General features: G+C 63.1%; 16 protein-coding genes. 8 read left to right on the forward strand and 8 right to left on the reverse strand.

Annotation, left to right across the window (positions count from 1 at the left end):
* The first annotated feature begins 49 nt into the window (after positions 1-49).
* Genes ACOOE1_RS07310 through ACOOE1_RS07320 form a run of 3 tightly spaced genes read left to right on the forward strand, consistent with a single transcriptional unit; the run spans position 50 to position 4,680 of the window.
* A complete protein-coding gene (locus ACOOE1_RS07310) occupies positions 50-2,929 on the forward strand; it encodes a molybdopterin oxidoreductase family protein (RefSeq protein ID WP_420405680.1) in 2,880 nt (959 codons plus the stop codon).
* A complete protein-coding gene (locus ACOOE1_RS07315; RefSeq protein WP_420405681.1) occupies positions 2,926-3,720 on the forward strand; it encodes a 4Fe-4S dicluster domain-containing protein in 795 nt (264 codons plus the stop codon). The genes ACOOE1_RS07310 and ACOOE1_RS07315 overlap by 4 nt, the downstream gene beginning before the upstream one ends.
* Positions 3,721-3,729: 9 nt before the next feature.
* Entirely contained in the window at positions 3,730-4,680 is a 951-nt protein-coding gene (locus tag ACOOE1_RS07320) for a dimethyl sulfoxide reductase anchor subunit family protein (protein ID WP_420405682.1), read from the forward strand.
* On the opposite strand, the gene ACOOE1_RS07325 is transcribed toward ACOOE1_RS07320, so the two are convergent.
* Entirely contained in the window at positions 4,659-6,008 is a 1,350-nt protein-coding gene (locus tag ACOOE1_RS07325) for an MFS transporter (RefSeq protein ID WP_420405683.1), read from the reverse strand. The genes ACOOE1_RS07320 and ACOOE1_RS07325 overlap by 22 nt on opposite strands.
* 216 nt (positions 6,009-6,224) lie before the next feature.
* Between ACOOE1_RS07325 and ACOOE1_RS07330 the strand changes: the two genes are divergently transcribed.
* Together ACOOE1_RS07330 and ACOOE1_RS07335 are read left to right on the forward strand one after the other, a co-directional pair.
* The gene (locus ACOOE1_RS07330) at positions 6,225-6,440 is read left to right on the forward strand and encodes a DUF2842 domain-containing protein (RefSeq protein WP_420405684.1); all 216 of its coding nucleotides are present in this window, start codon (positions 6,225-6,227) and stop codon (positions 6,438-6,440) included.
* Positions 6,441-6,708: 268 nt separating this feature from the next.
* On the forward strand, positions 6,709-9,288 hold the full coding sequence (locus ACOOE1_RS07335) for a DUF4347 domain-containing protein (RefSeq protein WP_420405685.1): 2,580 nt from the start codon (positions 6,709-6,711) through the stop codon (positions 9,286-9,288).
* Between the two features lie 77 nt (positions 9,289-9,365).
* Here the strand turns inward: ACOOE1_RS07335 and ACOOE1_RS07340 are convergent, their stop codons facing one another.
* Both ACOOE1_RS07340 and ACOOE1_RS07345 read right to left on the reverse strand, forming a co-directional pair.
* Positions 9,366-10,586 carry a sigma-54-dependent transcriptional regulator gene (locus ACOOE1_RS07340; RefSeq protein ID WP_420405686.1) on the reverse strand — a complete coding sequence of 407 codons (1,221 nt, stop codon included), beginning with the start codon at positions 10,584-10,586 and terminating at the stop codon, positions 9,366-9,368.
* The gene (locus tag ACOOE1_RS07345; RefSeq protein ID WP_420405687.1) at positions 10,583-12,286 is read right to left on the reverse strand and encodes a sensor histidine kinase; all 1,704 of its coding nucleotides are present in this window, start codon (positions 12,284-12,286) and stop codon (positions 10,583-10,585) included. Before ACOOE1_RS07345 ends, ACOOE1_RS07340 begins: the two co-directional genes overlap by 4 nt.
* A gap of 232 nt (positions 12,287-12,518) precedes the next feature.
* Here ACOOE1_RS07345 and ACOOE1_RS07350 point away from each other — a divergent pair, with 232 nt between their 5' ends.
* The 3 genes from ACOOE1_RS07350 (at position 12,519) to ACOOE1_RS07360 (ending at position 15,663) form a co-directional block, all read left to right on the forward strand.
* Positions 12,519-13,523 (forward strand): DctP family TRAP transporter solute-binding subunit, encoded by a 1,005-nt coding sequence (locus ACOOE1_RS07350; protein WP_420405688.1) that lies wholly within the window; start codon positions 12,519-12,521, stop codon positions 13,521-13,523.
* Positions 13,524-13,608: 85 nt separating this feature from the next.
* A complete protein-coding gene (locus tag ACOOE1_RS07355) occupies positions 13,609-14,283 on the forward strand; it encodes a TRAP transporter small permease (protein WP_420405689.1) in 675 nt (224 codons plus the stop codon).
* Between the two features lie 3 nt (positions 14,284-14,286).
* Positions 14,287-15,663, forward strand: coding sequence for a TRAP transporter large permease (locus ACOOE1_RS07360; RefSeq protein ID WP_420405690.1), 1,377 nt, complete (start codon positions 14,287-14,289; stop codon positions 15,661-15,663).
* 24 nt (positions 15,664-15,687) lie between these two features.
* Here the strand turns inward: ACOOE1_RS07360 and pseB are convergent, their stop codons facing one another.
* From pseB to ACOOE1_RS07385, 5 genes are all read right to left on the reverse strand, one after another.
* Positions 15,688-16,716, reverse strand: a complete 1,029-nt coding sequence (pseB, locus tag ACOOE1_RS07365; RefSeq protein ID WP_420405691.1) for a UDP-N-acetylglucosamine 4,6-dehydratase (inverting) — start codon at positions 16,714-16,716, stop codon at positions 15,688-15,690.
* A gap of 73 nt (positions 16,717-16,789) precedes the next feature.
* Positions 16,790-18,001 carry a UDP-4-amino-4,6-dideoxy-N-acetyl-beta-L-altrosamine transaminase gene (pseC, locus tag ACOOE1_RS07370; RefSeq protein WP_420405692.1) on the reverse strand — a complete coding sequence of 404 codons (1,212 nt, stop codon included), beginning with the start codon at positions 17,999-18,001 and terminating at the stop codon, positions 16,790-16,792.
* Between the two features lie 4 nt (positions 18,002-18,005).
* Positions 18,006-19,343, reverse strand: a complete 1,338-nt coding sequence (locus tag ACOOE1_RS07375) for an HlyD family type I secretion periplasmic adaptor subunit (protein ID WP_420405693.1) — start codon at positions 19,341-19,343, stop codon at positions 18,006-18,008.
* 43 nt (positions 19,344-19,386) lie between these two features.
* Positions 19,387-21,708: a type I secretion system permease/ATPase gene (locus ACOOE1_RS07380; protein WP_420405694.1), complete on the reverse strand. Its 2,322-nt coding sequence runs from the start codon at positions 21,706-21,708 to the stop codon at positions 19,387-19,389.
* Between the two features lie 159 nt (positions 21,709-21,867).
* Positions 21,868-22,158, reverse strand: coding sequence for a hypothetical protein (locus tag ACOOE1_RS07385; RefSeq protein ID WP_420405695.1), 291 nt, complete (start codon positions 22,156-22,158; stop codon positions 21,868-21,870).
* Positions 22,159-22,237 lie beyond the last annotated feature (79 nt).

A 22,237-nucleotide genomic window follows, 5' to 3' on the forward strand; every position in this document is an offset into this window, starting at 1 on the left:
ACGAAAAGAATCCGAATGGCCGATCGCGCCTTCCCGCTCCGGAGAGATAATGAGCATCAACCCGTTTGAAACGGTTGTTGAGACTGTCGAGACGTCGCCCCCGGTCTCGGACGAGACGAAGTTCACGACCTGCTACATGTGCGCCTGCCGCTGCGGCATCAAGGTGCATCTGCGCGACGGCACCGTTCGATATATCGAGGGCAACCGGAACCACCCGGTGAACAAGGGCGTGCTCTGCGCCAAGGGCTCCGCCGGGATCATGCAGCACTATTCGCCCGCCCGGCTGACCAAGCCGCTGATGCGGGTCGGGGAGCGCGGCAGCGGCGAGTTCCGAGAGATCGAATGGGACGAGGCGCTTGCGACCGCCGCAGGCTGGCTCGGCGACATCCGCAAGAGCGATCCCCGCAAGCTCGCCTTCTTCACCGGGCGCGACCAGTCGCAATCCCTCACCGGCTGGTGGGCGAGCCAGTTCGGCACCCCGAACCACGCCGCGCATGGCGGGTTCTGTTCGGTGAACATGGCGGCCGCCGGGCTCTATTCCATTGGCGGCTCTTTCTGGGAATTCGGCGAGCCGGATTGGGAGCACACGAAGTATTTCATGATGTTCGGTGTCGCCGAGGATCACGATTCCAACCCGATCAAGATCGGCCTCGGCCACCTGAAGACCCGGGGCGCCAAGTTTGTCTCGGTTAACCCGGTGAAGACCGGATATTCCGCGATCGCGGACGAATGGGTCGGGATCCGGCCCGGAACAGACGGCCTGCTGATCCTCTCGCTGATCCACGAGCTGCTGCGCGCCGGCAAGGTCGATCTCGACTATCTCATCCGCTACACGAACGCGCCGTGGCTGGTGGTCCAGGATCCGGAGGGTGCGGAGCACGGTCTCTTCGCCCGCGATGCAGAGGGCAATCCCCTCGCCTTCGACAGGAAGAGCGGGACCATCGTCTCCGCGCTCGAAGCCGACATCGCGCCGGATCTCTCGGGCGAGCACATGCTGCCGGACGGGCGCAAGGCGGTGCCGTCCTTCAAGCTTCTGGCCGAACGCTACATTGATCCCGCCTACGCGCCCGACGCCGTGGCGACGGAATGCGGCCTCAAGGCGGAGACCATCAGGCGCCTCGCCGCCGAGTTGGCGCATGCCGCGTTCGAGCAGGAGATCACGCTCGACGTGCCCTGGACCGACTGGGCCGGGCGGCGGCACGAGAAGATGACCGGCCGCCCGGTCGCGATGCATGCGATGCGCGGAATATCCGCCCATTCCAACGGCTTCCACACCTGCCGTGCGCTGCATGTCCTGCAGATGCTTCTTGGGAGCATCGATTGCCCCGGCGGCTTCCGCTACAAGCCGCCCTTCCCGCGCCCCTGCCCGCCGCCGCTGAAGCCCGTCGGCCGGCCAGACGCGGTGAAGCCGAACACGCCGATGGCCGGCCCGCCGCTCGGCTTCCCGATGGGTCCGGAAGACCTGCTGGTCCATGAGGACGGCAGCCCGGCGCGGATAGACAAGGCGTTCTCCTGGGAAGCGCCGATGGCCGTGCACGGCATGATGCACATGGTCATCCACAATGCCTGGGCCGGGGACCCCTACCCGATCGACACCCTCTTCATGTACATGGCCAACATGTCCTGGAACTCGACGATGAATTCCAAGGGCACCATGGAGAAGCTGACGGACAAGGATCCGGCGACCGGCGAATACAGGATCCCCAGGATCATCTATTCCGACGCCTATGCCTCCGAGATGGTCGCCTATGCCGATCTCGTCCTGCCCGACACGACCTATCTCGAGCGCTGGGACTGCATCTCGCTGCTCGACCGGCCGATCTGCGACGCCGACGGTGCGGCGGATTCGATCCGCCAGCCCGTGGTCCGGCCGGACCGGGACGTACGGCCGTTCCAGGAAGTGCTGATCGAGCTCGGTGTCCGCCTCGGCCTGCCGGGGCTGACGAACGAGGACGGGTCGGCGAAATATCCGGGCGGCTATCCCGACTACATCGCCAATCACGAGCGCGCGCCCGGCGTCGGCCCGCTGGCCGGTTGGCGGGGTGCGGACGGAAGCGAAGGCGGCAAAGGCGCACCGAACCCGGACCAGCTCCAGCGCTATATCGAGAACGAGTGTTTCTGGCGCCACGAGTTCACGCCCGAGGAGCGGTACTACAAGCATTCCAACAAGACCTATCTGGAGACCGCGACGAAGCTCGGCTTCATCGGCGCGCCGAACCAGGTCGTCCTCCAGCTCTATGTCGAACCGCTGCAGCGCTTCCGGCTGGCGGCCGAAGGGCATGGGGATCTACAACCACCGGAAAAGGACCGCGAACGGCTGAAGCATACCTTCGATCCGCTGCCGATCTGGTATCAGCCGTTCGAGGAAAGCGAGATCGACACGGCCGGCTTCCCGATGCACGCGATCACCCAGCGGCCGGCGGCGATGTATCATTCCTGGGGCTCGCAGAATGCCTGGCTGCGCCAGCTGCACGGCAAGAACCCGCTCTTCATCAACCGTGAGCGCGCCGAGCAACTCGGTATCGCCGATGGGGACTGGGTGCGGGTCACCTCTCATCACGGCGAGATCAAGGTGCCCGTGAAGCTGATGGAAGGCGTCAATCCGGACACCGTCTGGACCTGGAACGCGATCGGCAAGCGGCGCGGTGCCTGGAATCTCGGCAAGGACGCGCCGGAAGCGACCAAGGGGTTCCTGCTGAACCACGTGATCTCGGAATTGCTGCCGGCGCGCGGCGACGGCTACCGCTACGCCAATGCCGATCCGGTGACCGGACAGGCGGCCTGGTACGACCTGCGCATCCGGATCGAGAAAGTCGAACCCGATCAGCCCGGCGCGGTTTCCGAGCCGCAGTTCCCAGAACTCGGCAACCCCTCCAGCGTCGCACGCCCGAAAGGACCGCTGCAGTTCCGCGGGAGGCGCGACCGATGACCTCGCTCCCGACCGCGACGACGGGCAGGAAACTCGGCCTCGTCATCGATCTCGATATCTGCGTCGGCTGCCATGCCTGCGCGGTGAACTGCAAGGAATGGAACACCGGCGGCCATTCCGCACCGCTGACCGACTGGAATGCCTACAGCGCGGATGAAGAAGAAGACGGCGACGAGGGCGCCTGGGGCGTCTGGTTCAACCGTATCCACACCTTCGAGGCCGGCGAGGGGGAGGAGGCGCGCACCGTCCATTTCCCGCGCTCCTGTCTGCATTGCGAGACGCCGGACTGCGTCACAGTCTGCCCGACCGGGGCCTCCTATAAACGCGCCGAAGACGGCATCGTGCTGGTCAATGCCGATCTCTGCATCGGCTGCAAGCTCTGTTCCTGGGCCTGCCCCTACGGCGCGCGGGAATACGACAAGACAGAAGGCGTGATGAAGAAATGCACGCTCTGCGTCGACAAGATCTATAACGAAAACCTGGAAGAGCAGGACCGCGTCCCGGCCTGCGTCTCGACCTGCCCGGCCGGCGCACGCCATTACGGCGATCTCGGCGATCCGGGTTCGGACGTTTCGAAACTCGTGGCGGAACGCGGCGGCTACGAGCTGATGCCGGAGATGGACTACAAGCCGGTCAACCGCTACCTGCCGCCGCGCCCCCGCCGCACCGAAGCCGCCGATATCGGCGCGCCCGAACGTCTCGCCGACCTGGCGGACAAGGTACCTTCGACTGAATCGACCGCCGGCGCCACGGGCCTGCTCGGCTGGCTCGACCAGATGCTCTCCCGCTGAGGCCCCGCCATGCATCCAGCGCTTTCCGTCATCTTCTTCACCACGGCCTCGGGCGCCGGCTACGGTCTCCTGATCTGGCTAGCGCTCCATGCCGCGCTCACCGGCAACGCCGATCCCGTGATCGGCTGGATCGGCCTGCCGCTCTCCCTCATCCTGGTCACGGCCGGCCTCCTGAGTTCGACTTTCCATCTCGGACACCCGGAACGGGCCTGGCGCGCGCTCAGCCAGTGGCGCAGTTCCTGGCTGTCCCGCGAAGGCGTGATGGCAATCCTCACCTACATCCCGGCAGGCATTTTTGCGATCGGCTGGCTCCTTCTCGGCCGCAACGACGGAGCTTGGGCCATTGCCGGCCTTGTTGCCGCCGTCCTGGCGCTGCTCACGGTCTATTGCACGGCCATGATCTACCGCAGTCTCAAGACAATCCCGCGCTGGCACTCCGGATTTACCGTCCCAGGCTACCTCACAATGGCGCTTGCCACCGGCGGCCTCTGGATGCTTCCGCTCATCGCGCTGTCCGGCGAGGAACTCCGCGCCGCTGCCTTACCCGTCGTCACCGCCGTGCTGCTCTCCGCCGCAATCAAATGGCGCTACTGGGTCTCAACCGATAGCGCAAGCGCGACGGCGACCTCCGGCACCGCGACCGGGCTCGGCGCACTTGGGAAGGTTCGCCTGCTCGAAGGGCCGACCACGTCAGAGACCTATGTCATGCGCGAGATGGGGTATCGGATCGGGCGCAAACACGCTGCCCGCCTCCGCCAGTTCTCGGCGTTGTTCGGTTTCCTGATCCCCGTTGCGGTACTGGCCGTCCTTATGTCCGTTCCCGGCACCGGCGCGATCGCCGGCGGCCTCGCCCTCATCGCCGCCCTCTCGGGCAGCATCGGTGTTGTGATTGAACGCTGGCTCTTCTTCGCCGAGGCAAAGCACGTGGCGACGCTTTATTACGGCGAAGAATTCGCCTGAACCCATTCCTCGGCCTCGCCCTCGACCGCGGACTCGATAACCTCTTCGTAGGAGAAATCCTTCGGCAGGGTCTCGTCCATGACGTTCGGCTCGACCTCCTCGATGAACTCTCCGCGCGGATCGAGTTCGGCTGCCAGCGCCGAGGTGCGCGCGTAGGCAACGTATGGCCCCTGCTCTTCCATCGTCGGCGCCGCACGGCGCATCATGCGGTAAACGGCGAAGATCCCGACCGCTCCGCCGATCAGGGCGCTGAAATGAAACAGACCGCCCGGACCGGCCTGATCCATGAGAAAAGCTCCAGCGACCGGACCGATTGAGGATCCGAGGCTCGCGGCGATCAGGATCCCGGCGGAGGCCGGCACCAGGTCGCTGGCCTCGACATGGTCGTTCACATGGCTGATCGCGAGCGGATAGAGGGCAAAATTGAGCCCGCCATAAACGACCATCAGGCCGAGGAACGTCCACCAGCCCCCATCGAAGGACACCGCAATCGCGAAAGACACGGCGGCGACAGCGAAAAGGGCCACCGTGATCACAGTCCGGCGATCGAAATAGTCGGAGAGCTTGCCAATCGGATACTGCAACAGCAGCCCGCCGAACATGGAAACCGACATCATCGTCGCAATGTCGGAAATCGGCAGGCCGACCTGGTTGCCGAAGATCGGGCCGAGGCCCATGATCGCGGCCCCGAGCGCTCCACTGGCAAATGCGCAGATAATCCCGAGCGGAGAAATCCGGAACAATTCCCTGAGGCTGAGCCGCGACGGGGTCAGTTCTCCCGCCGTGGCCCTGGAAGCAAGCGCAAGCGGCACCAGCGCGAGAGAAAACAGGATCGAGGCAAGACTGTAGAGAACGAAGCTGGTCGGCGGGGAAACGTTCAGGATTTGCTGCCCCGCCGCCATGCCGAAATACATCACGACGATATAGATGGAGAGCATGCGCCCGCGATTGGCGTTCGTCACCGCGCCATTCAGCCAGCTTTCCGCGACCATCAGGGCGCCGGCGATGCAGATTCCGGTCGCGAACCGCAGGCCGCCCCAGAAAAACGGATCGACGAATATCGCATGCGCGACCGCGCAGGCCGAAATCACCGACGCGAACGCGGCGAATGAGCGGACATGACCGACGCTCTCGATGATACGCCCGCAGATCGCCGCCCCCAGGAGCTGTCCGACAAAGTAGGACGACGCGACCAAGCCCGCGACGGTGGTATCGAAGCCCTCCTGGCTCATACGCAGGCCAATCAGGCTGTGAAACAGCCCGTTCGCGCTCCACAGAAACGCGACGGAGATCATAAGTGCGACGATCGGGTGGCCGAGCACAGTCATTGAAGGGAGCTTTCCAAAGGTCGGGGTTCCAATTTGCAGCACGCCTTAGGATGCTCCCACGGTGCCGGTCTCGCTTCTCCGCGACACAGGCGCCGGTTCTAGAATGATTGCCATCTCTTATTCGGTGACTTCATATCATTTTAACGCTCCGGCAATGGTTGACAGTAACACCGGATGCCGCCTATCCGCACCTGTTGCAGATTTCGGGAGACAGCCATGCGTTGGCGCACGGGGCTCGGCGGGTTAATGATTGTTTCAGGTTTGTTCGCGTATATCGCGGCTGCGGTGACGATCGCGAACCGTTTCCTACCCGACCATTGGCTCGCGGAGCTCGTCTTTTACCCGCTTGCCGGCTTCCTGTGGATATTCCCGGCCATCTGGCTCATCGGCTGGACAAAGAAGGACAAGGAGCCGCCGGCGTCGAGCAGATGACATTCCATTTCGAATTTGCCGGACATCCAAATTTCTTTACCGGGAGTTTATTTTCTCAATAATTCTACCTAAAGGCCAAGAAAATCATAACTTTAGGGGTAATTATTTTTTAATATTTGGCCTATAGTTTCTCCCTCCAGACGCCCCGGCGATGCCGTCGCCTGAGGCAATACCGACGAAATAGACGTGTCGAACCGGCCCTTTCCGGACGGGAAGACTCGTCCCGATTCCGCGCCCCGCGCGATCGGAAACCTGCAAGGAAGCTAAAATGGGTTACTCTGGCCCCACTCTCACCCAGTTCCAGTCCGCCGACTTCGACCAGTGCAGATCAGTGGCACCGGCGCTCCTGGTTGTGGCGTCCGACGTCGCAGACCGGGCGATCCTGCTGCGCGAACTGCCGGCCAATGTGCGCGTGCTGCGCGACGGCAACGACGCGACACTGGAACGTATCCGCTGCGCGTTGACGACGATCCGGCTTGAGACAGGGCAGCTCGCCGCCCTCCATCTCGTCGGCCACGGCGCGCCGGGCGAGATCGGCATCGACGATCTGCATCTCGATGCCGAGAGCGTCGACCACATCGCGGCCGCACTGCGCACGGTCCCGCTCTCGCTCGTCGCCCTTCATGGCTGCCACACCGGCGCCGAAGCCGCCGGCGAAAGCATGACCGGACGCCTGCAGGCCGCACTCGGTGTTCCGGTTCACGCCAGCCGCGATTTCGTCGGCCGCGCTCCGGACGGAGAAATCCGCTGGACGCTCGATGGCCTCGATACCGCGCTACTCCCGTTCGCGGCGAACGCCATCGCGGTCTATCCGCATCACCTCGCGACCGTCACGGGCACGGCGAATGCCGAAACCATTACCGGCTCGGCCACGGCCGACACGATTTCCGGACTTGGCGGCAACGACACCATCAGCGCCCTCGACGGAAACGATCTAATCTACGGCAACGACGACAACGACACGCTTTATGCGGGCGGCGGCGAGGATACGCTGTATGGCGGTGCCGGCAACGACTTCGGTTACGGCCAGACCGGCAACGACCTGATCTTCGGCGATGCAGGCAACGACGGCATGTCCGGCGCTGACGGGAACGATACCCTCTACGGCGGCACCGGCAACGACACCGTGGTCGGCAGTTCCGGCACCGATCTGCTGTTCGGCGATGCCGGCAATGACTGGATGTGGGGCGGCAAGGGTAATGATGTCGTCTATGGCGGCGCCGGAACAGACACCATCTCGGGCGGCTCCAACGACGACACGCTGTATGGCGGCGCCGGCAACGACACCATATCCGGCTTCAGCGATTCCGATGTTCTCTACGGCGGGGACGGAAACGACTACATCCGCGGAGGCAATCAGTCCGACACACTGTTCGGCGGCGCCGGCGACGACACTTTTGCCGGTACCGTCTCCAACTTCAACGACGACACGATCAGCGACCTCGAAGCCGGCGACATGATCCAGATCACCAGCACGGACCTGACCGCGCTGAACGGCACCACGCTCGGCAGCACCATCAATCTCGGCTCGGGGACGCTCAATATCGGCGGCAGCCCAGGCGCGCTCACGATCAATGCGACGCTCAATGGTACGACCACCGAGCTGACCTTCAGCTCCGCCAGCAGCGGATCGTCGGGCGGGAACTCTTCAGGCGACTCCGGCAGCGGTCTTTCCATCGTCGACCAGACGGAAAACGATGTCGCGGGAACGGAAACGGGTCGAACGCTGGCCAATACATCCGGCGGGACGGCGACGGGAGCCCTGGTCGCGAATACGGGTAATGGAAATATCGTGACCGTGACATTGCCCTCGGGGGTTTCGCTCACGAACTCCGGAACCGCGGCGGCGCAGAACTCGGCTACCGCCGGAACCACGCTGACCGGCGAGATCGTGGCGAGAGAGCCTGAGGTATCATCCCAAAGCTTCCTGAACGGTCATGGCCAGAGTTTCCTCGCGAAGTCGACCGGCGTGACCCTCGACATCCGGTCCATCACTTTCTCGGCCTCCGACCAATCTGCGCAGACCATCGAGCTGACAGGACAATCGTCCGGCGGCAGCGAGGCGTTTGTGATCGACACGACCTCCCTACCGGCTGGATCGACGTTGATGCTGGACAACATCGAGTTCGCGGCCATCGTCGGCAATGCAACTGTGACCGGCGGCTCCGGTCAGAACTATGTCGTCGGTGACGAGTCCGTGCAGTTCATCTCGCTTGGTACCGAGGACGACACTCTGGCCGGCGGCGGCGGCAACGACACCGTCGGCTCCGGTTGGGGCGAGGACCTCGTCTACGGCAACCAGGGAGAAGATTCCGTCTTCGGCGGCGGCGGGATGGACACGCTGTTCGGCGGCCAGAACAACGACAATGTCAGAGGCGACAACGACAACGATTTCGTCTACGGCAACAAGGGCGACGACACGATTTCCGGCGGCGAGAACGACGACATGGTCTATGGCGGCCAGGACAACGACATTGTCTATGGCAACTCCGGAAACGACAGCCTGTTCGGCAATCTCGGCGACGACACGGTCTATGGCGGCCAGGGGAACGATGTGCTCTCCGGAAATGCCGGGAACGACTTGCTGGCCGGTAACAAGGGCGATGACACGCTGGTCGGCGGAGACGGCGCGGACATCTTCGTCTTCGAATTCGACGGCGGCAACGAAACCGTCGCCGACTTCGCCGCCGGCACCGATACGCTGGCTCTCGAAGCCGGCCTCGCCGTCAGCTCGGCGACGGAGAACAGCGGCAGCACCACCGTCACCTTCGCCGACGGCGGCAGCGTCACTATCATCGGCGTCTCGAAAACGGATGTCGCCGCCGCCACCGGTTGGGAACTCGGCTAGCCGCACCGTCCGCTTGCAACTATCGTCATCCCGGCGCAAGCCGGGATGACGACGGTGAGACCATCGGCGGTGCAGGTCTAACGGGAACGGAAATCCTTCGGCGAAAGTCCGAATTTCGCCAGGTGATCATAGAAGGTATTGCGCGGCAAACCGAGCATCCGGGCCGCCGCAGCCGCCTTGCCGCCGGTCTTTTTCAGCGTTTCGGTCAAGACCATCTTCTCGAAAGCATCGATCTGCTCTGCGAGCGTCCTCTGACCGGCGCCGTCATTCTGCACCCGTGAACCGAGCGCATAGGTCATGGCGAATTCCCGCAGTTCCGGCAGGTTGCCGGGCCATGTCCTGGTCATCAGATCTGAAAGCACCGAAGTCGGGATATCCGGCATGTCCGTGTCGAGGCCGCGGATTGCCAGACGCAGGAGGTTCTCGAAAATCTCCGGCAAGTCGTCCCGCCGCTCCTCCAGCGTCGGGAAACGGATCTCGACCACCGTGCTTCCGTCATCCCCGAGCCCAAGCCGATCCAGCTGCGACAAGGGCAAGACCGACGAAGACACCAGACGCAGCGACGGGTCAGAACCCAGCAAAGACTGGAGATCCTCGATCTGGCGCGGAGACGCGTGTTCCACATTCTTCAGCGACAGATCCCAGCCCGCGCCACCTGTTCCGTCGAGGCGCCCGACGGCATCCTCCGACGCCGTGACCAGGTTCAGCGTCCGGAAGATGCGCGGCTCCGGAGAGAGGGCATTGATGGCGAAGGCCGCCTCCTTGCGTCCGGTTCCTTTGGGCCCGTAGAGATGCACGTGGGAACTTGCCGCCGCGACACGGCGCAAGGCTGTCCGGAGCGCGCTGGAAACCGGCCCGGAGCCCGGAAAGCTCCGGGCCGCTGCATCGCTTTGCTCCAACGCGCGTTCGATACGCCTCGACTTGAGGACGAGTTGCCGATGCGCGACGGCGCGGCCGACGACGTCGACCAGACGTTCGGTTCCGACCGGTTTCTCGAGATATTCGTAGGCCCCTTCCTTCATCGCGCGCATCGCCGTGGGGACGTCGCTGTGGCCGGTCAGAAGAATGACCGGCAGGTCCGGATCCGCATTCTGCGCGGCGGTCAGAACATCGAACCCGTCCTGATGCGGCATCCGTATGTCGGAGAGGATCACGCCGGGAAAATTCGCCCGGATGCTGCGCTTTGCCTGCACATACCCGATGGTGGAGATGACGCTCATGTCCGCCAGTTCCAGCGTCTGCGCAAGCGAGGCGCGCAGCGCATCGTCATCCTCGATCAGAAGAACCTGTCCGCTCATTGCATCGTCCTGTCCGTCAGGGGAAGACGGATGGTGAAGACCGCACCACCCTCGTCGCGATTCTCACAGGACAGTTCACCACCGAAATTGCCGACCAGCCCGTAGGAGATCGAAAGACCGAGACCAAGCCCCTTGGAAGCTCCAAGCTCCTTCGTCGTGTAAAAAGGCTCGAACACGCGGGAGGGGTCGGGAATGCCGGGACCGGTATCGGAAATCCTGAGAACGGCGTCGTTGCCGACGGTCTCCATCTCGACGGCTATGCATTTTCGCTCCGCTTCGGAGAGCGCGTCCTGCGCATTCGAGAGGATATTGACCATGACCTGCTGCAATCGGATCTCGCCGCCAAGGACCCAAACGGGAGACGCCGGCGCCGTCCAAGAAATCGCGATCCCGCTTTTCTCCAGCGACGGACGGGTCAGGTCAAGCGCATGCTCGACGGCTGCCGTCAGATCCACCGGCTCCACGATCTCCGCTTCATTGCGCGCAAAGCTCCGCAGATTGCGGATGATACGGTCCATCCGCTCCACCTGCCGCGCAATCTCGCCAAGATTCTCCGCCGCCTCCTCGGGACGGTCGCGCTTCAGAAATTTCAGGCCGTTTTCGGCGAAATTCATGATCGTCGCCAGCGGCTGGTTGAGCTCGTGGCTGATTCCGGCCGACATTTCCCCGAGGGCGGAGAGTTTCGACGCCTGAACCAGCTGGTCCTGCGCGACCCGGAGTTCGGATGTGCGTTGTTCCACCCGCTCCTCCAGCCTTGCATTTGCCGCCGCCTCGATCGCCAGCCGGTCCGCCATGCGGCGGCGCCAGAGTGCCGTGATGAGCCCGGCGAGACCGATGACCCCGAGCACGGCAGCCGTGAGCAGGCCACGGAGCAATGCCGACATGTGGGCCGGGGCGGTATCCAGGAATCCGCGAGCCGTCAAGTCGAGTTGCGGAACGGCACGCGAGACCACGAGCGCCCGCTCAGGCAACTCCGTGGCACCGGCAAACGTCCAGATCTCGAATCCGCCCTCCCGGCGCAGCCCGTGCTCCGGGAACGTCCGCAGGTCGGATTCCGCGACATCATGTCCACGGTCCTGCCGCATCAGCAGGGATTGCCGTGTCGAGGCGAACACCGTCTGCGTTCGGTCGAAGAAGCAGATCGCTTCCGGATCGACCTCCCACTCGAATTCGAGCGAGGCCACGTCGATGGTGACGAAGACCGCGCCGATCGCCGGCGCCCTGTCGTCAATCACGCCACGGCTCAGGCGGAAAAGGCGGCGCTGTCCATCGATGACGCTTTCGAGGCCGAGCCGCCCGTTAAGCGCCGCCCGCAAGAGCCTTGGACTGACCGGCGACGGCTCTCTGTCCGGCGCGAAGGCCGCCAATACATGCCCCTCGGCATCGGACACGACAATCCCGTCCGCACCGTAAGTCAGCACCGATTGTTCAAGCAGTTCGCCGGTTTCTGGCAGATCGCCGCCGCCGAGCACTCCGTCCACCACTGCGGGATGATCCGCGAGCAGATTGATCAGGTAGGTATAACTCGCGAGCTGCCCCATCAGACGGTCACTCGCCTGCTGGAGCCGGATGCGCCCGGTTTCCTCGAGCTGCTCCAGATTCCCGAGATAGGAATAGCGATAGACCGACCAGCCGGCCGAAGCGGCGGCAAGCGCGTAGATCACGAGAATGAAAGCGGCAGTCGCCTTGCTGCGGGACATGTTTTCCGATCATGGCAAAGACATGCGCCTACCTACGTAGAAGCATGCCGGTTCCACAAGCAAATTTGCCCGAATTTTCGGACAAACGCGCAATCGCACCACCTTCCCGCAATTTAGTTTCTTGATTTTACGGGAAAAAAATATTTTCCGACTTCGCGATTGCCGAGTTTTCTCTGGAAAACTCTGCTAGTGCCATCGCGGATCTAACCGCATGTGTCTTTGGGAGGAAATTATGAAGAAGTTCGTCGCCGCCGCCCTGGCGGCCGCCGCCCTCATTGCGCCCGGCGCTGCCTACGCCAATTGCGATGACGGCGAAGTGGTCATCAAGTTCAGCCACGTCACCAACACCGACAAGCACCCGAAGGGGATCGCCGCCTCCCTGCTTGCCGAGCGGGTCAACAGCGAGATGAACGGCAAGGCCTGCATGGAGGTCTTCCCGAATTCCACGCTCTACAATGACAACAAGGTCCTGGAAGCGATGCTCCAGGGCGATGTCCAGCTCGCGGCGCCGTCCCTTTCCAAGTTCGAGAAGTTCACCAAGCAGTTCCGCATCTTCGACCTGCCGTTCATGTTCAACGACATCAATGCGGTCGAGGCTTACCAGGCCTCCGAAGCCGGCCAGAAGATGCTCGACAGCATGCAGCGCCGCGGTCTGCAGGGTCTCGCCTACTGGCATAACGGGATGAAGCAGATGTCGGCCAACAAGCCGCTTCTCCTCCCGTCGGACGCCGAGGGCCTGAAGTTCCGCGTCCAGTCCTCCGAAGTTCTCGTTGCGCAGATGGAAGCCATCGGTGGCACCCCGCAGAAGATGGCATTCTCCGAAGTGTACGGCGCGCTGCAACAGGGCGTCGTCGACGGTCAGGAAAACACCTGGTCCAACATCTTCGGCAAGAAGTTCTTCGAGGTGCAGGACGGCATCACCGAGACCAATCACGGCATCATCGATTACCTGCTCGTCACTTCCGTCGACTGGCTCGACAGTCTGAAGCCGGAGGTGCGGGAGCAGTTCCTGCAGATCGTCGCCGAGGTGACCGCCACCCGGAACCAGGAATCCACGACCGTCAACGAAGCTGCCAAGCAGTCCGTGATCAAGGCCGGCGGCACCGTCCGCACCCTGACGGCGGATCAGCGCGCCGCCTGGGTTGAAGTGATGAAGCCGGTCTGGGCCAAGTTCGAGAAGGACGTCGGCGCCGACAACATCGCCGCCGCCCAGGCCGCGAACAGCCTGACCAACTAAGGCACCGGTTCCCTAAACGAGGCCATACGCCTTGTCGCGCGGTGCGGTTACCCCCGCACCGCGCGTTTTTCGGAGCTGTCCGGTTATGCTCAAGAAACCACTCTCTGACCGCATCGAGGAATTCGCGACCGCGGCGATCCTCGGCGTCATGACCCTGGTTACCTTCGCCAACGTGATTGCACGCTATGTCTTCGACAGCGGCATTCTCTGGGCGCTCGAGGTCACGGTTTTCCTCTTTGGCTGGCTCGTCCTGCTCGGCGCCGCCTATGCCGTAAAGACCCGCTCACATCTCGGTGTGGACGTGCTGACGAACGCCTTGGCGCCCGCCCCGCGCCGCATCGTCGCGCTGATCGCCGTCACATTCTGTGTTTTCTACGCCTTCCTGCTGTTCAAGGGGGCCTGGGACTACTGGGCCAACTTCGCGAACCTTCCGGCTACCGACGGCCGCTGGTTTCCCCTCGGATTCGAAGAGAAATTCCGCGAAAAGGGCTGGTACGAAACCGAGGACACGCCAATGCCTGAACTCTTCGGCATCCGCCCGCTGGACTGGATGCAGGACGTGTTCAACGAAGGCGAGCGCTACGAGAAGATCCCCCGCCTCATTCCCTATTTCATTCTCCCCCTCGCGACCGGTCTTCTGCTGATCCGCTTCGTCACGGCCGGGGTCGCCATCTGGCGCGACCGGATGAACGGGCTGATCGCCAGCCACGAGGTCGAGGACGCGGTCGAAGAGGCCGCCGAAAAGCTGAAGGATCGCTGACCGATGGAAGTCGCCCTGCTTTTCCTCGCCATTATCGCCCTGTTGCTTATCGGAGTCCCGATCGCGGTCGCGCTCGGCCTGTCTTCGATCCTGTTTTTGCTGGCCTTTTCAGATTCCTCGCTGGCCTCAATCGCGCAGACCCTGTTCAGCGCTTTCGAAGGCCACTACACGCTGCTCGCGATTCCGTTCTTCATCCTCGCCTCCTCCTTCATGTCGACCGGCGGAGTGGCACGACGGATCATTCGTTTCTCGATCGCCTGCGTCGGGCATTTTCCCGGCGGCCTCGCCATTGCCGGCGTCTTCGCCTGCATGATGTTCGCGGCCCTCTCGGGCTCCTCGCCAGCTACCGTGGTCGCCATCGGCACCATCGTGATCGCGGGCATGCGCCAGGTCGGTTACACGAAGGAATTCGCGGCCGGCGTGATCTGCAATGCCGGTACGCTCGGCATCCTGATTCCGCCCTCCATCGTCATGGTGGTCTATGCCGCCGCTGTCGAGGTGTCGGTCGGACGCATGTTCCTCGCGGGGGTGCTTCCGGGTCTGCTGGCTGGGCTCTCGCTGATGGCAGCGATCTATATCATGGCCAGATGGAAGAACCTGCCGAAGGGCGAATGGGCTGGCTGGCGCGAGATCTACGAGAGCGCGAAGGAAGCGTCTTGGGGCCTGCTGCTCATCGTCATCATCATGGGCGGTATCTATGGCGGCATCTTCACACCGACAGAGGCTGCCGCCGTGGCCGCGGTCTATGCCTGGATCATCGCCACTTTCGTCTATCGCGACATGGGGCCGCTGACGACCGATGGAGATGCGGCGAATGTCCCGCTCTATCGCCGTCCGAGCGCGCTGCTGACCGCGTTCTATCACCCAGATACGCGCAAGACCCTGTTCGAGGCCGGCAAGCTGACGGTCACGCTGCTCTTCGTGATCGCCAACGCGCTGATCCTGAAGCACGTTCTGACCGACGAACAGATCCCGCAGAAAATCACCGAGGCGATGCTCGCCTTCGGGTTCGGGCCGGTCATGTTCCTGGTCGCGGTGAACGTCATCCTGTTGATCGGTGGCCAGTTCATGGAGCCGTCGGGTCTGCTGGTCATCGTCGCGCCGCTGGTCTTCCCGATCGCCATGGAATTGGGCATCGACCCGATACATCTCGGTATCATCATGGTGGTGAATATGGAAATCGGCATGATCACGCCACCGGTCGGCCTGAACCTGTTCGTGACCTCGGGCGTCGCGGGCATGCCGATGATGTCGGTGGTGAAGGCGGCCCTGCCATTTCTGGCGGTGCTGTTCGCCTTTCTGATCGTGATCACCTACGTGCCCTGGATCTCCACGGTGCTGCCGAATGCGGTCATGGGCCCCGAGTTGGTCACCAAGTAAGCGGGTTCAAAGAAAGCCGAGCGGTCAGAGGGTTTCCATCATCTTCGTGAGACCCTCGCCGCTCAGCCACGCTGTGTTGGTATCGCTCGCATAGCGGAAATCCGGCATGACCAACCTCGCGCCGGCGTCGAGATAGTCTTTCATCGCCTCTTCGCTGTTCGCCGGCAGGATGACGTAACGGTCTTCGAGTTCCACCGTGGTCCGGGAATCGTCCTCCGAGATCATCACCTCGTGAAGCTTCTCCCCCGGACGGATGCCGACATTGCGAAGCGGCAGATCCGGCGCCATGGTCTTCGCCACATCGACGATCTTCATGCTCGGGATCTTCGGCACGAAGATTTCCCGGCCCCTCATCATCTGCATGCTGGAAAGCACGAAATCCACTCCCTGCTGCAACGTGATCCAGAACCGGGTCATGCGCTCGTCGGTAATCGGCAGATCCGCCGCCCCATCGTTGAGCAACTTGCGGAAGAACGGGATGACGCTCCCCCTCGAGCCGATCACATTGCCATAGCGGACCACGGAAAAGCGGCAACCGTCGTGGCCGGCGATATTGTTTGCGGCTACGAAGATCTTGTCCGACGCGAGTTTGGTCGCACCATAGAGATTGATCGGATTGGCGGCCTTGTCGGTCGAGAGCGCAATGACCTTCTTCACGCCCGTTCGCAGCGCTGCCTTCACGATGTTCTCGGCACCGTGGATATTGGTCTGCACGCATTCGAAAGGGTTGTACTCGGCCGCCGGCACATGCTTCATCGCCGCCGCGTGGACCACGTAGTCGACACCGCGCATGGCCAATTCGAGCCGATCCACGTCGCGCACATCGCCGATGAAATAGCGGATAGGCCGGCCAGGAAGCGGCGGGAACTCCTGTGCCATGTCGTAATGCTTCTGCTCGTCCCGGGAAAAGACGATGCAGCGGCGCATCTCGGCATTGGCGAGTGCGGTGCGAATGAACTCTTTGCCGAAGGATCCGGTGCCGCCGGTCACGAGGACCGTCTTGCCGTCGAGGTCGATCTGGTTCTGGTCGAAATTGAACGCCGTGTAGCTCATGCGAAACTGGGCCTCACCCTGGATATTCGAATCACGTTACTTAGCCCTGATTGCCACGAACGGGAAACCGCGTTCACAACTTCAGCACCAGGGCGAGTTCCTCCACCACGCGGTCAACGTCGCTTTCCTCCATCGCCGGGAACAGGGGCAGACTGAGGCAGCGGGCGTAGTAGGCATCCGCCCCGGGCAGGTTCAACGGACCGTAGCGCCGGGCGTAGTAGGGCTGACGGTGTACCGGGATATAGTGCACCTGACTACCGATACCGCGCGCGCGCAGCGTGTTCATGACTTCCGTGCGCGTAGTTCCGAGGGCGGCGAAATCGATCAGGGTGACCGCAAGATGCCACGCCGGGTTGCAGCCGGCGGCAACGGGCTGCATTTTCACGTGCGGGCCCAGGCTGGCGACGCGTTCGGCATAACGGTCGCGCAGCGCGCGCCGCTTGGCGACAAAGGCATCGAGCTTCTTCAACTGACTGAGGCCCAGCGCGGCGTTCACGTCCGACAAACGATAATTGTAACCCGGCAGATGCATCTCGTAATACCAGGGGGCGGCCTTACCCTCTTCGAACCCCATGGCGCGGTTCTGGAAGCGCTCCGGCTCCCGCACCATGCCGTGATTCCGCGCCCAACCGAGGCGGTTGGCGAGGACGTCGTTGTTCGTCGTCAGCACACCGCCTTCGCCGGTCGCAATGGTCTTCACAGGATGGGTCGAGAACATGGTGATGCCACCGAGCGGACAGGAGCCGACCGGCACCATTCCCTGACCGACATCGTACTCGCCGCCGAGCGCGTGACAGGCGTCCTCGACCATCGCCAGATGCGGGAAGGCCTGGCGAAGCCCGGCGATATCGACGGCATGCCCCGTGAGGTGTACCGGAAAAAGCGCCTTCACCGTCCCTTCGCTCAGCCCCGCAATGGCGCGCGCCACATGCTCCGCGCTCATCAGCCCGGTCTCCGGATCGACATCCGCGAAGAGCACATCGGCGTTCACGTATCGGACGGCGTTGGCGGTCGCGAGAAAGGTCACGCTGGGCACCACGACGACATCGCCGAAATCGAGGCCGAGCGCAATGGCCGCCATGTGCAGTCCTGCCGTACCGCTGGAGCAGGCAATCGCATGTTTCGCACCGACACGCGCGGCAAACGCCTCCTCATAGGATTCGACAGCCGGCCCTGTTGTCAGCCAGTCCCCGCGCAGGACGTCGAGAACGGCCTGCTCGTCTTCGGCATCGATCTGCTGACGGCCATAAGGCAGAAAACTCTTCGGCGGGGCCGTGTCACTCATGGCGTCAATCTTCCCTTAATCCGAGCTCGAAACTGCGAACCAGCGGCGCGAGCAGATATTCGAGCAGGGTCTGATCCCCTGTCGAGATAATTACGGTGGCCGGCATACCTTGCACAAGTTCCAGCTCGGGCTGCTTCGCGAGGCTCTCCCGGTCGAGTTCGACGCGCGCCTCGTAATAGGGCGCGCCGCGTTCCGGCTGCACAATGTCGGCCGAGACAGTGAGCAGCTTGCCGTCGATCGGCTGCGTGGTGCGCTGACTGAACGAGGTCAGGCGTACGCTTGCCGCCGCTCCCACTTCGACGACGTCGATATCCGCCGGATCGATCTGCGCCTTCACCACAAGAGTGTCGCCCTGGGGAACGATCCCCATGATCGGTTCACCCGGACCGATCACCCCGCCGACGGTAAAAAAGCGCAGACCGTAGACGCGCCCGCTCTGCGGCGCCCGGATCCGGGTCCGGTCGAGCGCGTCGCGGGCCGCCTTGAGACGATCCTTAAGATCGATCAGTTGGTCCTGGACCTCCCGCAGGCTGGTCTCAACCTCGGTCTTGAACCGCTCCCGGGTGTTCAGAAGCTGAAACTCGGTTTCGGCGATGGTCTGCTCCGCCCGGGCGATCAACGCCTTGCGGTTGCCGATACTGCCCTCTAGCTGGACCGCGGTCCGTTCCAGAGACAGCAGCCGCGGCTTGCGCTCAAGTCCCTTCTCGTAGAGCACCCGGACATCCGCGATCTCTTCCTGGATCAGCTCGTATTGCCGCGCATCCGCGCGCTGTTGAGCCTGAAGCGCGGTGATCTCTTCCCGGGTCTTCTGGATACGCCGCTTCAGCAACCCGAATTGACTGTCCCGGGCGCTGATCCGGTTGGCGAAGAGCCTTTGCTGTCCGGCGATCACTTCCTGGACATCGGCATCGGATGCCGCAGCGAGCAGTTCCTGCGGAAAGTTGACCTCGGCCAGATCGTCCCGCTCCGCTTCCAGCCGCGCCTTGGCACCGAGATTCGCCAGATACTGTTTTCGAAGCAATTGGAACTCGACCGAAACGCGGGTGTCATCGAGCTGGATCAGAATATCTCCTTCGCGAACGACGTCTCCGTCCTTCACGTTGATCGCTTCGATGATGCCGCCTTCCAGATGCTGCACCGTCTTCTGGTTTGTCGAGACCTGAAGCTGACCCTGGGCGATCGCCCCGCTGCCGAGCGGGGCCAGCGCCGCCCAAAGTCCGAAACCGCCGAAGAACATCAGCATGACGATGAATCCGGTCCAGACGACAGGACGCCATGCCTTCGGATTCTCGGCTTCCGAAAGCGCGAAGGCATCGTTCAAATCGTTTGTCGTATTCGACATCATTGGTTCCCGGGAGCGGTCGGCCTACCTGTCGCCCGCCCGTTCATTGCTTCGCGCGAGGTTGCGCGGAGATGGATTGAATATCCTCGATATTGAGCGAAGCGGCCGGACGGATATCGGACGGAGGAGCGACGGATACCGGGGGCCGAGTCGACTTGGTCTTGTCCTCCGCAGGCTGCGGCTCCGGCGACGAGCTGTTTGCAGGTTTCTGCGCGGGCCGGACGGAGGCAGTCGGCGACGGCGGATGCATGCGCACTGTCTCTACCAGTTTCGGCGGCCGCACCATCGGGCTCGAATCTTTTTCATCAGGCGCAGAGGCCGCGCCGGAAGCCGGACCGCGGCGAGCCAGTATTTCCATCGCCTGGGCCGACCCCTGCCCCAGTTTGGGGCGCACGCCGTGGCCGGTTCCGGGCTGCAGCGTCGGCGGCAGGCCGTCGTTCGATCGCGTCCGGCGCGCGGATGGCATCCCGGACGGCATGCTCGGCGGCGGCGGTAGATTCGCGGCCGGGACCCCCGGCACGCCCCTGGGAGCCGGGCCCGGACCCACCTTCTGCTCAGCTGCTTTGGGCGGTGTGGGCGGCGGCATGCGGCGGCGCTCGACTTCGGGCCGGCCGCCCTGAGCAGCGGCCTCTGCCGGTTTCGATGTCGGGGCGGTCTGGGGCGGCGGCATCGTCGTCGGCCCCATGCCCGCATTTGCCAGCACCTCGTCGCGCGAGCCGTATTTGTTGATCATGCCTTCCTGCAGCACGAGCAGCTTGTCCATGTTCGCAAGCGCCTGCACCCGGTGCGTGATCATGATAATGGTCGCCCCGCGCTCCTTCAGCTCGTTCAGCGCCTTCACCAGCGCTTCGTCGCCCTTGGAGTCGAGGTTCGAGTTCGGCTCGTCCAGAACAACCAGCGACGGTTCGCCGTACAGCGCCCTGGCCAGTGCCACCCTCTGGCGCTGGCCGCCGGACAGCAATGCCCCGGAATTTCCGATATCGGTGTCGTACCCATTCGGCAGTTGCAGAATGAGATCGTGCAGCCCGGCCAGTTTCGCTGCCTTGATCACCTGTTCGGGATCCGGGTCCGCATCCAGCCGGGCGATGTTTTCGGCGACGGAACCGCCGAAAAGCTCGATGTCCTGCGGCATGTAGCCGACATGCCTACCGAGGCTCTCGGTGCTCCAGTTGTAGATATCGGCGCCGTCGAGCCGGACATGCCCGACATGCGGCTTCTCCACCCCCACGATCAGGCGCGCCAGGGTCGACTTGCCGGCGGCCGACGGCCCGACCACTCCGAGCGCCTCTCCCGGTTTCACTTCGAGACTGATCCGCTGCAGGATCGGGCGCGGCGCCCCGCGCGGCTGATAACCGACGCCCTCGAGCACCAGATGCCCCTTCGGTGCCGGCAGTTCCATGCGACGCATCCCGGACTGCGCATTGACCAGGGCCGTCTCGATGGACTTGTAGGCGCCAAGCGCCTCGACAAGATGCCGGGCCTGGCCAATCGCCATCTCGACAGGCTGCAGCGCCCGGCCAAGGATCAGGGAGCAGGCGATCATCATGCCCGGAGTCATGTCGACTTCCGGATCGATGATCTGCAGTACCGCCACCGTCATGATCACCATCTGCAGCAGCATGCGGGCCGATTTCGACACCGCGCTGAGGACCGCTGCCCGGTCGCTCGCCCGCCCCTGCAGGCTGAGGACCTGTTCGTTCTCGCGGTGCCAACGCCCCATGATGTTGCGCCGCATGCCCATGCTTTCCACCACGGCGGCGTTGCGCACCGCGGATTCGGCGGCGGAATAGGCTTTGGAGGAAAACTCCTGTGCCGCGTTGAGGGCGGGCCGGGTCACCCGGTCGTTGATCACGCCGAGCATGAACATGACGAGCGCGCCGATCGCCGCGGCGAGTCCCATTGCCGGATTGATCCAGAGGATCAGCGCGAGAAAGACCGGGACCCAGGGAACATCCAGCATGGTCAGCATGCCGGGTCCGGTCAGGAACATGCGCAACGTGCTGAGGGACCGTAGCGGATTGCTGTTCGGCTGGCTCCCCCTGTCGAGCGCGTCGGTGATGATGGAGGAGAGAAGGATCGGGCCGATGCGCCGGTCGATCCAGCCGCTGATGCGCACGAAGGCATAGGCGCGGATGGTGTCGAGCGTGGCCTGGATCGCGAGCGCGAAGCCCGCGATGCCGAGCAGCAGGAACAGCGTCGCCTCACTCCGGCTCGCCAGCACCCGGTCGAAGACCTGAAACATGAAGACCGGCAAGGTCAGCATCAGCAGGTTGACGGCAAAGCTGAACACACCGGCCGAAAACAGCGCGGTATAGCAGGCTCGCATCAACCGGTTGACGGTTACAGGCTGATCCGCCCCTGCCATGCAATCACCTCGGTACGATCATCCAGACGTTGCCGCGCGAGTTTTCACGCGGCTTTTGGCTCAAAGACAATCAATACCATACATGATTCGCCGATGCGAAACATGAAGTCTCTGGTCTTGTTTATTGATTTTTCGTCGAAAAGACCGGGTGGCCGGACCTCAATCCTCGGTAAATTTGGCCAGGTCGATATCGCCGTGACGGAAGGGCACCCAGTATTTCGTCTCCGGATTGAACTGCAGCCCGTAGATATTGGTGCAGAAGACCTTCGTCGGAGGGGTCTGCCCCTCACCCTCGGTGCGCGCAACATCGACCAGATCGGCCGGCTTGAAATAGGTTTCCCAGGCCGCCGAGACGTCGGAGCGCTCTTGCTCGGAGAGATCGTTCACCTGCATGGCCAGATCCCAAGTCTGCTCAAGATCATTCCAAAGGTCGTCGAGATACTTGCCCATTTATCCAAAATCCACAGAGTCATGTGCGGTTTGTCTTAATGGCCTTATATCGGATCGGTTTCCGCAGGTGAAGGCGTAA

The organism is Nisaea sp. (assembly GCF_965216895.1).
Classification (GTDB): domain Bacteria; phylum Pseudomonadota; class Alphaproteobacteria; order Thalassobaculales; family Thalassobaculaceae; genus Nisaea.

Excerpts from the sequence above, each read along its gene's own strand:
- ACOOE1_RS07360 (WP_420405690.1), top strand. The coding sequence starts at position 14,287 with ATGGAAGTCGCCCTGCTTTTCCTCGCCATTATCGCCCTGTTGCTTATC.
- ACOOE1_RS07335 (WP_420405685.1), top strand. The coding sequence starts at position 6,709 with ATGGGTTACTCTGGCCCCACTCTCACCCAGTTCCAGTCCGCCGACTTC.
- ACOOE1_RS07315 (WP_420405681.1), top strand. The coding sequence starts at position 2,926 with ATGACCTCGCTCCCGACCGCGACGACGGGCAGGAAACTCGGCCTCGTC.
- ACOOE1_RS07345 (WP_420405687.1), bottom strand. The coding sequence starts at position 12,286 with ATGTCCCGCAGCAAGGCGACTGCCGCTTTCATTCTCGTGATCTACGCG.
- ACOOE1_RS07355 (WP_420405689.1), top strand. The coding sequence starts at position 13,609 with ATGCTCAAGAAACCACTCTCTGACCGCATCGAGGAATTCGCGACCGCG.
- ACOOE1_RS07310 (WP_420405680.1), top strand. The coding sequence starts at position 50 with ATGAGCATCAACCCGTTTGAAACGGTTGTTGAGACTGTCGAGACGTCG.
- ACOOE1_RS07340 (WP_420405686.1), bottom strand. The coding sequence starts at position 10,586 with ATGAGCGGACAGGTTCTTCTGATCGAGGATGACGATGCGCTGCGCGCC.
- pseC (WP_420405692.1), bottom strand. The coding sequence starts at position 18,001 with ATGAGTGACACGGCCCCGCCGAAGAGTTTTCTGCCTTATGGCCGTCAG.
- ACOOE1_RS07385 (WP_420405695.1), bottom strand. The coding sequence starts at position 22,158 with ATGGGCAAGTATCTCGACGACCTTTGGAATGATCTTGAGCAGACTTGG.
- ACOOE1_RS07325 (WP_420405683.1), bottom strand. The coding sequence starts at position 6,008 with ATGACTGTGCTCGGCCACCCGATCGTCGCACTTATGATCTCCGTCGCG.
- ACOOE1_RS07350 (WP_420405688.1), top strand. The coding sequence starts at position 12,519 with ATGAAGAAGTTCGTCGCCGCCGCCCTGGCGGCCGCCGCCCTCATTGCG.
- ACOOE1_RS07375 (WP_420405693.1), bottom strand. The coding sequence starts at position 19,343 with ATGTCGAATACGACAAACGATTTGAACGATGCCTTCGCGCTTTCGGAA.
- pseB (WP_420405691.1), bottom strand. The coding sequence starts at position 16,716 with ATGAGCTACACGGCGTTCAATTTCGACCAGAACCAGATCGACCTCGAC.
- ACOOE1_RS07320 (WP_420405682.1), top strand. The coding sequence starts at position 3,730 with ATGCATCCAGCGCTTTCCGTCATCTTCTTCACCACGGCCTCGGGCGCC.
- ACOOE1_RS07380 (WP_420405694.1), bottom strand. The coding sequence starts at position 21,708 with ATGGCAGGGGCGGATCAGCCTGTAACCGTCAACCGGTTGATGCGAGCC.
- ACOOE1_RS07330 (WP_420405684.1), top strand. The coding sequence starts at position 6,225 with ATGCGTTGGCGCACGGGGCTCGGCGGGTTAATGATTGTTTCAGGTTTG.